General features: G+C 64.3%; 10 protein-coding genes. 3 read left to right on the top strand and 7 right to left on the bottom strand.

Annotation, left to right across the window (positions count from 1 at the left end):
* Window positions 1–210 precede the first annotated feature (210 nt).
* From minC to minE, 3 genes are read left to right on the top strand one after another with little or no spacing between them, the layout of a single operon-like run.
* Window positions 211–963, top strand: a complete 753-nt coding sequence (gene minC, locus PCO31110_RS07250; protein WP_010808104.1) for a septum site-determining protein MinC — start codon at window positions 211–213, stop codon at window positions 961–963.
* Between the two features lie 43 nt (window positions 964–1,006).
* Window positions 1,007–1,822 carry a septum site-determining protein MinD gene (gene minD / locus PCO31110_RS07245; protein ID WP_010808103.1) on the top strand — a complete coding sequence of 272 codons (816 nt, stop codon included), beginning with the start codon at window positions 1,007–1,009 and terminating at the stop codon, window positions 1,820–1,822.
* A gap of 9 nt (window positions 1,823–1,831) precedes the next feature.
* Window positions 1,832–2,086 carry a cell division topological specificity factor MinE gene (gene minE / locus PCO31110_RS07240; protein ID WP_010808102.1) on the top strand — a complete coding sequence of 85 codons (255 nt, stop codon included), beginning with the start codon at window positions 1,832–1,834 and terminating at the stop codon, window positions 2,084–2,086.
* A 149-nt stretch (window positions 2,087–2,235) separates the two neighbouring features.
* On the opposite strand, the gene PCO31110_RS07235 is transcribed toward minE, so the two are convergent.
* The 7 genes from PCO31110_RS07235 to PCO31110_RS07205 form a co-directional block, all read right to left on the bottom strand.
* Window positions 2,236–3,288: a DUF1571 domain-containing protein gene (locus tag PCO31110_RS07235; protein ID WP_246189768.1), complete on the bottom strand. Its 1,053-nt coding sequence runs from the start codon at window positions 3,286–3,288 to the stop codon at window positions 2,236–2,238.
* A gap of 1 nt (window position 3,289) precedes the next feature.
* Entirely contained in the window at window positions 3,290–5,029 is a 1,740-nt protein-coding gene (locus tag PCO31110_RS07230) for an AMP-binding protein (RefSeq protein ID WP_150690019.1), read from the bottom strand.
* A gap of 106 nt (window positions 5,030–5,135) precedes the next feature.
* Entirely contained in the window at window positions 5,136–6,455 is a 1,320-nt protein-coding gene (locus PCO31110_RS07225; protein ID WP_010808099.1) for an acetyl-CoA C-acetyltransferase, read from the bottom strand.
* Window positions 6,452–7,408, bottom strand: a complete 957-nt coding sequence (locus PCO31110_RS07220) for a MaoC/PaaZ C-terminal domain-containing protein (protein WP_150690018.1) — start codon at window positions 7,406–7,408, stop codon at window positions 6,452–6,454. Before PCO31110_RS07220 ends, PCO31110_RS07225 begins: the two co-directional genes overlap by 4 nt.
* A gap of 2 nt (window positions 7,409–7,410) precedes the next feature.
* Complete coding sequence (locus PCO31110_RS07215) at window positions 7,411–8,838, bottom strand: 3-oxoacyl-ACP reductase (RefSeq protein ID WP_150690017.1); 1,428 nt, start codon at window positions 8,836–8,838, stop codon at window positions 7,411–7,413.
* 46 nt (window positions 8,839–8,884) lie between these two features.
* Window positions 8,885–11,383 (bottom strand): acyl-CoA dehydrogenase, encoded by a 2,499-nt coding sequence (locus tag PCO31110_RS07210; RefSeq protein ID WP_370855822.1) that lies wholly within the window; start codon window positions 11,381–11,383, stop codon window positions 8,885–8,887.
* 315 nt (window positions 11,384–11,698) lie between these two features.
* Window positions 11,699–12,529: a TetR/AcrR family transcriptional regulator gene (locus PCO31110_RS07205; protein WP_246189766.1), complete on the bottom strand. Its 831-nt coding sequence runs from the start codon at window positions 12,527–12,529 to the stop codon at window positions 11,699–11,701.
* Window positions 12,530–12,659: the final 130 nt, after the last annotated feature.

The raw sequence follows: 12,659 nt of genomic DNA, 5'->3' as shown, positions 1-12,659 counted from the left end.
GCCAGGATAGGCTTTCGTGATGACACCCAGATGTCAATCGGATAGCATTTCCCTACGCCGAAAACGTATTCAAAATGCACATTTTGCTGCGTCGCAGCAATGGCGATATTTGTGCAAATCACCGCTTCATCCCGCTTATTTGCGGTTTGCTCGCATGCAAGGGGCGGTAGAATGCCCAATTTGCCAGCAATTCGCGCACAACAACCTGACATGCCGCAAAAGAAAACGCCGTACTTCGAGTTACGCAGCGGTGCTGTAGATACCCTGCATTTCGTTGTCAAGACGCCGCAACTGGACACGCTGCGCACTGAATTGGCGCAACGCTTCGAGGCGACCCCGGAGTTCTTTGCGGGCGACACGGTCGCCATCGACGTTCGGCGTCTGGCCGGCGACGAGCGGGTTGCCGTGCCCGCGCTAGCCGAAATGCTGGCCGAATTCCGTATGAAGCCGATCGGTGTGGTGGCCAACAGCGAGCAAACCGATTGGGCCGTGGTAGAGGGTCTGCCTCGGCTGGACAGCCACGAACGCCGCATCTCGCGCGCGCCGCGCGAGAGCGAGGCAGTCCCCGAGCCGGCCGTGGAACCCGCCGAAGCGGCACCTGCGCAAGCGGCGCCTGACACTGGCGCGATTGCCTCGACCATCATCGACAAGCCGTTGCGTTCGGGCCAGCAGGTCTACGCAAAGGGCGATTTGATCATCCTCGATTTGGTCAGTTACGGTGCCGAGGTGATCGCGGAAGGTAATATTCACATTTACGCGCCGCTACGGGGGCGGGCGCTGGCAGGGGTGAAGGGCAAGCTCGATGCGCGCATCTTCTGTACCTGTCTGGAGCCTGAGCTGATTTCCATCGCCGGTATCTACCGGACTGGCGAGTATGCGCTGCCGCCCGATGTACAGGGGCGTTCGGTGCAGGTGCGGCTGGTAGACGACAAACTGATTTTCGAGCCCCTCGGGCTCAAATGATTCGTAGCTAAATTCATCCTCAAGTTTGGGAAGGCATCGACAGATGGCAAAAGTGATTGTGGTGACCTCTGGCAAGGGTGGTGTCGGTAAGACGACGACCAGCGCCAGCTTTTCCGCCGGCCTCGCCTTGCAGGGGCACAAGACGGCAGTCATCGATTTTGACGTCGGCCTGCGCAATCTCGATCTCATCATGGGTTGCGAGCGCCGCGTCGTGTACGACCTGATCAACGTGATTCAGGGCGAAGCAAACCTTAACCAGGCGCTCATCAAGGACAAGGCCTGCGAGAACCTGTTCATCCTGCCCGCCTCGCAGACACGTGACAAGGAAGCACTCACGCAAGCGGGTGTCGAGAAGGTCATCAAGGACCTGACCGACATGGGCTTCGAATACATCGTGTGCGATTCGCCGGCCGGTATCGAGTCGGGCGCATTGCTCGCGATGCATTTCGCCGACGAAGCGCTCGTGGTCACGAACCCCGAAGTGTCGTCGGTGCGCGACTCGGATCGCATTCTGGGTATTCTCTCGTCGAAGACGAAGCGCGCCATCGAAGGCAGCGAACCGATCAAGGAGCACTTGCTCATCACCCGTTACAACCCGAAACGTGTCAACGACGGCCAGATGCTGTCGCTTGAGGACATCCAGGAAATTCTGCGAATCAAGCTCATCGGCGTGATTCCGGAGTCGGAGTCGGTGTTGCACGCCTCCAACCAGGGCACGCCGGCGATTCATCTCGACGGCACCGATGTGGCCGACGCCTATCGCGACGTGGTGAGCCGATTCAAGGGCGAAGACAAGCCCATGCGCTTTACCGACTATCAAAAGCCGGGGTTGTTACAGCGCATCTTCGGCTCGAAGTAAGGAGCGCCCATGTCCTTCCTGTCTTTCCTCCTGGGGGAGAAGAAAAAGACCGCCGCCGTTGCCAAAGAGCGCCTGCAGATCATTCTGGCGCACGAACGCGCGGGCTCGTCGCCGCCTGCAGACTATCTGCCGGCCCTGCAACGCGAGCTGGTCGCCGTCATCTCCAAGTACGTCAAAATCGCACAAGACGACATCAAGGTCAGCGTCGAGCATCAGGACAACCTGGAAGTGCTCGAAGTGAAGATCGAACTGCCGCAGACCTGAACGGTCGGGGCAGGCCGGCACCGGCGAGACATCGCAGGTGCCGGCAGATGATGTTCGGCTAAGCGAAAGCCCGCCACCCTCGATGCAGGGTGGCGGGCTTTCGTCGTGCCTGTGCAGCTTATGCGCGCCGGTCACCGGCGCACCTCGCGTCAGAACTTGTAGTCGGGGCTCTTGGGATCGAACGTCGCGTCGGTCCATTGCGCCTTGCGCACTTTCTCGAAGCGCATTTCTTCGACCTTCTGCCCTGTCGCGTCCCAGGCTTCGATGCCGCGAGGGCGTCCCGTCTTCAGATCGATCAGGACACGCGATTTGTTGGCGTAGTGTTGAGGCGGGCCGGACGGTGCATCCCACTCCAGTGCCAGCATGCGCACGCCGTTCGATTCGGAAACCGAAATTCTCGCGGGCTTCTCGGGCAGTCCGGCGGCGCGGAAGCTGCGGCCGTCATGGGCAACCTGTTCCGCAATGAACGCGAAGCCGAGATCGCGCACTGTGTGATTCGATTGCGAGCGCGCGAGCGTGCCGTCGATACTGCTCCAGATCGAGGCGAAGCCGAGAATGCCGCCGAGATGGCCGTACATCTCCTTTGGGCGCTTCGTCTCGTCGTAGATGATTTCCTGCCCTGAGTGGGCGCCGTCGGGCAGCCACTTTGCGTAGATCTGCAATGGCTTTTCGCGAATCTTCACGAGCATGCGGTCGGGCGTCGTCTGCCACTGGTCATTGATGCGCTCGTGGCGCGTCAGCTCGTATTGGTACTCGGGCAACGCGGCCGACTCGGCTTTCAGAAACCGGACGAGGGCGTCGGCTTGAAGCGCCTGCATGCGTGCGACGATGTCGTCGTCGCTCATCTTTGCCAACTCGCCGCTCTTGACCGCGTGCGACAGCCACTGCGCTTGCGCGGCAACGGGCAAGGCGGCCAGTCTTGATACTTCGACGTCGGCCGGCGATGCCGCGTTGCCTGCCGCATTTGCGCCGGGCGCAGCGGGTGCCGAGGCACCTGTGACGGTATTGGTCTGGGCCACGGCGTCGCGCGTGCTCAGTGCGCCGGCAACGAGCGCCGCGGGCAGCAGCGCGAGCGACAGTGCGACACGATGCATCGTGGCCGTTGGCAGGGGCAGGCGAAGCGCAAGGCGGAGGTGAAGGCGAAGGCCGCGCACGCGACGGCAGACGATGCTGACGGTACGGAAAGCAGGGTGCATGGCCATGTCATTGGTCTCCTTGCGTCGATGCCACCGGCTCGCGCAGTTCGCGCCGCAGGATCTTGCCGACGGTTGTCTTGGGCAGTTCGCCTTCACGGAATTCGACGATGCGCGGTACCTTGTAAGCGGTCAGGTGCTGGCGGCAGTGGGCCAGCATCGCTTCGGCGCTCAAGGCGGGATCTTTTGCCACGACCACGAGCTTCACGCGCTCGCCGGCGATCGGATCGGGCACGCCGACCACCGCCGCTTCGCGCACCCCAGGATGCAGCATCACGACATCCTCGATCTCGTTCGGATAGACATTGAAGCCCGACACCAGAATCATGTCCTTCTTGCGGTCGATGAGGCGAACGTAACCACGCTCGTCCATCACACCGATGTCGCCGGTCATCAGCCAGCCGTCGGCGTCGAACGTCTTGGCGGTGTCTTGCGGCCGCTGCCAATAGCCGCGCATGACCTGCGGGCCGCGCACGCACAATTCGCCCGGCTCGCCCAGATCGGCCCATGTGCCGTCGTCACGTTTGAAGCGCACGTCGGTCGACGGTGCGGGCAGACCGATGGAGCCGGTGAAATCGAAGGCGTCCATGTGCGCGATGTCGACCGGGTTCATCGTGACGATGGGCGAGCATTCCGTGAGGCCGTAGCCCTCGATGATCGGCTTGCCGGTCACTTGCTTCCACTGATCCGCAATCGCGCGTTGCGTCGCCATGCCGCCCGCCAGCGACAACTTCAATCTGGAGAAATCGCGGGCGCAAAAGTCGGCATTTTCAAGCAGGCCGTTGAACAGCGTATTCACGCCTGTGACGCCGGTGAACGTTTCGTGGCGGATGATGTAGACAACCTTCTTCACGTCGCGCGGATTCGCAATCAGGATGTTGCGTCCGCCAAGACTCATGAACACCAGACAGTTCACCGTGAGCGAGAGGATGTGATACATCGGCAGCAGCGACAGATTGACCTCGATGTCGCCGTCGAGCTGATCGGCCGCCCACGCCTCGGTCTGGAGCAGGTTGGCCAGCACGTTGCCGTGCGTGAGCATGGCCCCCTTGGCGACCCCTGTGGTGCCGCCCGTGTACTGAAGGAAAGCGAGGTCGTCGCGCGCGAGGGGCACTGGGGAGGGCGTATGCTTCGCGCCCTCGGCAAGCGCCCGGCGCAGCGATATGGCCTGCGGCAGATCGTAAGCCGGCACCTGCCTGGCCACCTTGCGCATGAGAAAGTTGACGAAGTGCCCCTTGACGTTCGCACCGGGGCCCAGCAAGTCGCCGATCTGCGTGAGGAGCACGTGGCGCACGTCGGTGCCGGGAATCGCCTCCTGTACTGTCCTGGCAAAGTTCTCGAAGACGACGATGGTGTGCGCACCGCTGTCCAGCAACTGGTGTTTCAATTCGCGAACGGTGTAGAGCGGATTGACGTTGACGACCACGGCGCCCGCGATGAGCGAGCCGAAAAGGCAGATCGGATACTGGAAGCAGTTGGGCATCATGAGCGCGACGCGCTCACCCTTCTTTACGCCCTGGGCTTGCAGCCACGCGGCGAACGCATACGCCTGACGGGCGACCTCGGCATAGATCATCTCGCTGCCGAGACTCACGAACGCGATGCGTTCCCGGTATTTGTCGATCCACTCGTCGAAGGCCTGCACGAGCGACGTGTAACGGGTCACGTCGATGTCGGCCGGCACGCCGGGAGGGTACGCGTTTAGCCAGACTCGTTCCTGCTGGACAGCTTGATCCATCGTTGTCTCCATTCATAGGCACAGACGCCCGCGGCCGATGGGTTGCTCTGCTGGCAACGCGCATCCGTGCGCAGGGCCGTGCTTTTCGGCTGCCCCTTTACTGCTTGCTCCTTTGTTTTTATCGTTCCAGCATCGCGACCACGCCTTGTCCGCCGGCCGCACAAATCGAGATGAGACCGCGCCCGCCGCCACGTTCGGCCAGCAGCTTGGCAAGGGTGGCGAGAATGCGGCCGCCGGTCGCCGCGAACGGGTGGCCGCAGGCGAGCGAACTGCCGTTCACGTTCAGCCGTTGCCGATCGATGCTGCCCAACGGCGCGGTCAGGCCGAGTTTGTCCCGGCAGTATTGCGGGTCCTCCCACGCTTTCAGGGTGCAAAGCACCTGCGCGGCGAATGCCTCGTGAATTTCGTAGAAGTCGAAGTCCTGCAACGTGAGCCCGGCCTGAGCCAGCATGCGCGGCACGGCGTACGCGGGCGCCATGAGCAGGCCTTCGCGCTGCGTCTCGTCGGGGTTGAAGAAGTCGACGGCCGCCGTTTGCGAATACGTCAGATAGGCGAGTACCGGGATGTTGTGTGCCCGCGCCCAGTCTTCGCTCGCGAGCAATACGCACGACGCGCCATCGGTGAGCGGTGTCGAGTTGCCCGCTGTGAGCGTGCCCGTGGCACTGCGGTCGAACACCGGCTTGAGGCTGGCGAGTTTCTCGAGCGTGACGTCGGGCCGCAGGTTGTTGTCGCGTTGCAGGCCGAGAAAGGGCGTCATCAGATCGAGAAAGAACCCGCGCTCATACGCGGCGGCGAGATGTTGGTGGCTCGCGAGCGTGAGTTCGTCCTGCGCGGCGCGTTCGATCTGCCAGCGCTTGGCCATCAATTCGCAATGCTCACCCATCGACAGCCCCGTGCGCGGCTCGCCATTGCGCGGCAACGCCGGGCGGAACAACATGCCCGGGCGCACCTTCGCGAGTGCGCCGAGCTTGCCGCCGGTGCTGCGCTGCCGGTTCGCTTCGAGCAGAATCTGCCGGAGCTTTTCGTTCACGCCCATGGGGGCGTCCGACGCCGTGTCGACCCCCCCGGCAATGGCCACGTCGATCTGACCGAGCGCGATCTTGTTGCCGGTGAGGATCGCCGTCTCGAGGCCCGTGCCGCACGCTTGCTGGACGTCGTAGGCGGGGGTCTGCGCGGCGAGCGTGGTCGACAGGACGGATTCGCGCGTCAGATTGAAGTCGCGGGCGTGCTTGAGGACTGCCCCGGCGGCGACCTCGCCCAGACGTTGCCCATGCAGCGCGAAACGGTCGACAAGGCCCTGGATCGAGGCCGTCAACATGTCCTGATTCGATGCCGTGGCATAGGCCGTGTTCGACCGGGCGAACGGGATGCGGTTGCCACCGAGAATGGCAACGCGACGCAAGGCAGGGGCCGGCGCGGTGGGTTTGAGGGCGCTCATGAAGGGTCCGTAGCGAACGTGTTGATGGAGGGCGACGTGCCCGGCGCGGCCTGCCACCGTGCGCGCAGATGCGGGACAGCGCCCGCCGCGTCGCGCAGCTCGACAACACTGCGGTGCGGATCGCACCAGAGCGTGGCTTCTCCGGGCAGCAGCAGCGGTGTCTTGAATTCCACGAGAAGGTCGAGGCACCGCTCGTCGGCGGGCAGCACCGCGGCGAGCGTTCGGGCGAAGCTCCACATGCCGTGAATGATCGGTCGCGGGAAGCCGAACCACTTGGCAGTGATCGGCCAGAGGTGGATCGGGTTGTAATCGCCGGAGACGCGCGCGTACTGACGGCCGAGGTCGCCCGGTACCCGCCACGTGGCAGTCTTCACGAGCGACGGGCCTGCGCTTAGCTCGGCGCGATAGGGGGCGCCAAGCGGGGCGCGTACGCCGGTGCGCAGGTACAGGCTCTCGCCCGACCACACGACTTCGCCTGCGCGGCGGGCGGTGGTGAGCACCGTGAAGACCTGCCCCTTGTCATGTGCGTACAGCGGGCCGCACCGCACGTCGAGGTCCAGCCGATCCCCCACGGCGAGCGGCGCGTGGGTACGGACGCGATTTGCCAGATGCACCATGCCGAGCATGGCGAATGGAAACGCGCGGTCAGTCATCAACAGCATATGCAGCGGGAACGCGAGCAAGTGCGGCCACGTGGGCGGGACACCGTGGGCGTCGGTAAAGCCGCATAAGCGCGCATAACGAGCGATGCCGGCCGCGTCGAGCGCGACATTGCGGCGCCCGAACGCCAGCGGGGGCAGCGATTGCGCCAGCGCCGGTTTGCGGGACGACAGCAGTGCGCGCAGATACAGATGAAGCGGTGAGGGCGGACGCGTGACATTGATGGCGGTCTGCTCCGTCGGCGTGGCGGGCGGCACGGTGTCCTGCGGATCGCGCGGGCGGTCGTTGGCCATGGTCATGCTCCCAGCAGGCTCTGACCGCAGACACGCACGACCTGTCCGGTCAGCGCACCGGAGGCCGGATGTGCGAGCCACGCGATGGCCTCGGCGACGTCGACCGGCTGGCCGCCCTGGCCGAGCGAGTTCATGCGGCGTCCGGCTTCACGGATGGCGAACGGTACGGCGGCGGTCATCTGCGTTTCAATGAATCCGGGGGCGACGGCGTTGATGCTGATGTGGCGCTCGGCGAGCACCGGCGACCAGGCTTCCACCATGCCAATCACGGCCGCCTTCGACGCGGCATAGTTCGTCTGCCCGCGATTGCCCGCAATGCCGCTGATCGACGTCACGCCGACGATCCGGCTGTTGGCACGCAGCACGCCTGCGTCGAGCAGCGCGGCGTTAAGCCGTTGCGGCGCACCGGCGTTAATGTCGAGCACGCTCTGCCATTGCGCCTCGCTCATGCGCACGAGTGTCTTGTCGCGTGTGATGCCGGCGTTATGGACGAGGATGTCGAGGCCGCGCGGTGCGTGCGCCGACAGATGTGCCAGCAGCGTGACGCCCGCCTCGGGCGCGGCGATGTCGCATGCGAGGGCGCTACCTTCAAGACGCGCCGCTACGGCTTCGAGTGGCGCCTGTGCGGCCGGGATGTCGATGCACACGACATGTGCGCCGTCGCGTGCCAACACGGTGGCAATGGCTTCGCCGATGCCGCGTGCGGCGCCGGTCACGACCGCGACTTGCCCGGCGAGCGGGCGCTGATCGCGCATCGGTGGCGTTTCGAACACAGGGTCCTGCAAGGTGACAGCTTGCCCGCTTACATAAGCGGCGCGCGGTGACAGGAAAAAGCGCAACGTCGAGTGCAAGGCTTCGCGCGCGCGTGGCGCGACGTAAAGCAACTGCGCCGTAGCCCCGCGTTTGAGTTCCTTCGCAAGCGAGCGCACGAAGCCCTCAAGCGCTCGCTGTGCAACGCTGGCTTGTGGCGTCGGCGCCAGCGATGGCGGCAAGCCCAGCACGAGCACCCGCGCACAGCGGTCGAGCGTCGCGAGGGTGTCGTGGAAGAACGTGTAGAGCGCACTCAGCTCGCCGGTGTCGGCGATGGCGCTGGCGTCGAACAGCAGGGCTTTGGGACGCACCCCTTCGTTCGGATTGAAGCGTCCGCTCATCGTGCCCGCCTTGTTGGCGTACGAAATCCAGTCGAGTCGCGCCACGTGGGCAAGGCTGGGAACACCAAGCCAATGCAGTTCGCGGGCCAGGCCGGGCAATAGCGGCGCGTCTGCCGCGCCGCCCACGACGGCGAGCGGCGCTGCAATCTCGCGTGTCACGGTGTCGCCGAAGGGCGGCATGCGCTCAAGCGGCACGGGGCGCGGCAGCCCCAGCGCATCGGCCAGACGGCTGCCTACGGCGGAGTTGGCGAAGGCTAGGTATCGGTCGGACGTCGTCACGGCGCGTAAATCCTCAGAGTGATGGGCAGACGTGGCATGGGCTGGCTCAGGTGGTGAGTGCTTCGCCGGCCGCTTCCTGTTGTTGGGCGTGTTGCATGTCGGCGAGGCGTCCGAAGTCGGCAGGGAAGTCGTCGACGGCCACCGCGCGTGCGGCGTAGTCGGCGTATTGGGTGAGCACCCGGCGCTCGTCGTCGCTCACAAGTTGCAACGTTGCGGCCTGGTCCACCCACGCCGTGAATTCGGGCAGGCTTTGCGGCATCGCCGGCAGACGGCCTTCCTTGATCGCGATGCGCAGACGCTGCTCGATGGCGGTGACCTGCGGCGTCATCTGGAAGACGATCTCGCCATAGGCAAGCCCGTCGATTTCAACGCGTGGCGAGTAGCTGCCTGCGATGAGGCGCTCGCGCGCGTCGCCCGGCGTTTGCATCAATTCGGCCACTTGTGTCGCGAGCGCATCGGACGGCTTGGCGTACGGCAGGCCGAGCGGTGCGAGTTTCCAGTGCATCCACCAGGCGACAACGCCCGACGGGTAGTTCGCCAGCACGCCTTCGAAGGCTTCGCGTGCCTGCCAGAGTGCGTCTTGCGCGGCCCAATGCACCAGTGGCAGATCGGCTTTCGGACGGCCTTCGTCCTCGAAACGCTTGAGCGTTGCGGTGAGCAGGAACAGTTGCGAGAGGATGTCGCCCAGGCGGCCCGTGATGCTCTCGCGACGCTTGAGCGAGCCGCCGAGGACCGCCATCGAGACGTCGGACGCAATCGCAAGCAGTGTCGACATGCGATTCGCGGCACGATAGTAGGGATGCAGCTCGGGCGCGGCATTCGACGGCACGGCAGAGAACCGGGCGTGCGTGATGCCATGCAACGCGCCGCGCGCGATGTTGCTCGTCACGAAGGTCAGATGGCCGAAAAGGGCGTCGTCGAATGCGCGCACGGCGGTAGCGTGATCTGCGGTCTGCGCCGCAGCGAGTTCTTTGAGCACGTACGGATGGCAGCGGATGGCGCCCTGACCGAAGATCATCAGGCACCGCGTCATGATGTTGGCGCCCTCGACCGTGATCGACACCGGAATTTGCTGATAGGCGCGGGCGAGGAAGTTGTTCGGGCCCATGCAGATGCCTTTGCCCGCCACGACATCCATGCCGTCGTTCACCACTTTGCGCGCGCGCTCGGTCACATGATATTTCGCGATGGCGGAAATCACCGAGGGCTTCTCGCCAAGATCGACGGCGAGCGCTGCCATGCGGCGTGCCGCGTCCATTGCATACAAATTACCGGCCATGCGGGCGAGCGCTTCCTGCACGCCTTCGAACTTGCCGATCGGCGTGCGGAACTGACGGCGCACCGCAGCGTAGGCGCCCGTAGCGCGCACCGCGATCTTCGAATAGCCGACGTTCGACGACGGCAGCGAGATCGCACGGCCAGCCGCGAGACACTCCATCAGCATCCGCCAGCCTTTGCCCACTTGGGCCTGACCGCCAATGACCCAGTCGAGGGGGATGAAGACATCCTTGCCGGCATTCGGGCCGTTCTGGAAAACGGCGTTCAGCGGCCAGTGGCGGCGGCCGATCACGACGCCCGGATGGTTGGTCGGGATCAGTGCGCAAGTGATGCCCGGCTCGTCGTCGTCACCCAGCAGATGGTCGGGGTCGAGGGCGCGGAACGCCAGGCCCAGCACCGTCGCGATCGGGCCGAGGGTAATGTAGCGCTTGTTCCATGTGACACGGAAGCCCAGCGTTTCACGGCCGTCATGTACGCCGCGGCAGACGACGCCAACGTCGGGAATGGCGGCGGCGTCAGAGCCCGCGTAAGGGCTCGTGAGCGCGAAGCAAGGGATCTCTTCGCCCTTTGCCAGACGCGGCAGGTAGTAGTTCTTTTGCGCCTCGGTGCCGTAGTGCAGCAGCAGTTCGGCCGGGCCGAGCGAGTTCGGCACCATGACCGACACGGCGGCGGCGGAACAGCGCGACGCCAGCTTCATCACCACTTGCGAGTGCGCATAGGCGGAGAATTCGAGACCTCCGTAGCGCTTGGGGATGATCATGCCCAGAAAGCCGGCATCCTTCGCGTATTGCCAGGCTTTCGGCGGCAAGTCTTGCCAGACTTGTGTGCTTTCCCAGTCGTTGGACAGATCGCACAGATGTTCGACCTCGTGTGCCATGAAGGCCTGTTCTTCGGCAGATAGGGCGGGCGCGGGCAGCGCCATGAACTTCTGCCAGTCGGGGCGGCCGGAGAACAGATCGGCGTCCCACCAGACGGTGCCGGCTTCAATGGCGTCTTTTTCCGTCTCCGACATTTCCGGCATGATCGTGCGGAATTTGGCGAGCATGGGCGCGGTAACCCATGCACGGCGCCATGGGCCGATGCTCAGGATCAACGCTGGCAAGACGAACACGATGGCGAGGACGACAGTCGTGACCGTTCCCGTCAGTGCCGCCGCTGCGCCTGCGCCAACCCATAGCGCCGTGGCGATGAGCCATTGCCAGGCATGCGCGCGATAGAAAAGCAGGGCGGTCACGCCCACGACAAACGCGAGAATCCATGCGGCCATCATTTTCTCCTCCCTTTCGGTTCAGCTTTCCCGCAAGCGCTGGGCGTTATACCGGTGATGGCGGATACGCCATGTCCGGCAACTGTGGGGGCTGTCGTCTTTGTGCCATCTGCCGGTGATCGCTGGCATTGCGCCCGGTCCAAACCGGCGACGGCGTTATTATTGGATCGCTCGGCGACCGGTTGGTGCGCCGAGAATTCAGGTGACGCGTCGAAGATGCGAATGCAACTCGTGAAAGTCGTTGGTGCAGCGCGCCTGGCGCACGGCGCGGCGATCCTTCCGGAACGCCTTCAGGCGTTTGCGCGGGGCTTACGCTCAGGCGTTCGCGAACGCGCGGTCGTTGTCTCCGGAGGCTGGCCCGTGGCCTTCGTCCCGTGGTGCCGGGGCGAGGTGCTCTGTGCCATGCCCGGCCTCACGCGGAGGGGTGATATTGGCGTCTTTCGCAAGCGCGAAGACGGCGGCGAAGCTCGCCAGTTGCTCCTCGCCCGGCATCGGTGCCTTGAGCGCTGCCACCATGAGCGCGGTGAGTCTTGCGACGACCTGCAAGTCGCCCATCGGCTGGCCTTGCGCAAAGGTGTCGATCAAGCGCGATGTGTCGGTGCTCGCCAGCACGCCGGACAGCGCCTGCAGGGCGAAGTGCAGCCGCCAGCCCAGTTCCTGGCGCGGCAGCTCGGGCAAGGCGCGCGCGAAGGCCTCGAAGAATCGCTCGAACACCGGGGCGTAGTGCCGTTGCAGATAATCGCGGATGAACGGGGACGGATCGGCATAGACACGCCCGAGCAGACGCAGGAACGCCGGGCCGCCGATATCGCGATGATGGGAAATGGCCAGGGCAGGGATGAACATCGCTCCGAGCACGTGCTCGCACGTTAGCTGCGGTGACGGCCAGGTGGCTTCGGCCCGGGTCAGCAATGCGAGACGTTCTTCGTTGAGCCGGTCGAGCCGTCGCGAGAGCATGGCCTGAAGCAAGGTTTCCTTGCTTCCGAAGTGATAGTTGACGGCAGCCAGATTGACCTCGGCGCGTGACGTGATCTGGCGCAGGGACATGGCTTCGTAGCCGAATTCGATATAAAGATCTTCTGCGGCATCGAGGATGCGCAGCTTGGTATCGCCAGCTTGTCGGCCGGCCGAGAGGCGTAAGCTCACGACGATCCCCCGTTCAGTAGGACGCGGCACAACGCCACGTCGAGTCAATGAACCGATGTTTCATTCAAACGTTCGATTGAATCCTAGAACGCCAATGGACGTCTCCCAAGATCTTTTTGTGGACGTGGCC

The organism is Pandoraea communis (assembly GCF_902459745.1).
Taxonomy (GTDB): domain Bacteria; phylum Pseudomonadota; class Gammaproteobacteria; order Burkholderiales; family Burkholderiaceae; genus Pandoraea; species Pandoraea communis.
This window is presented reverse-complemented; position numbering and strand designations above follow the sequence as displayed.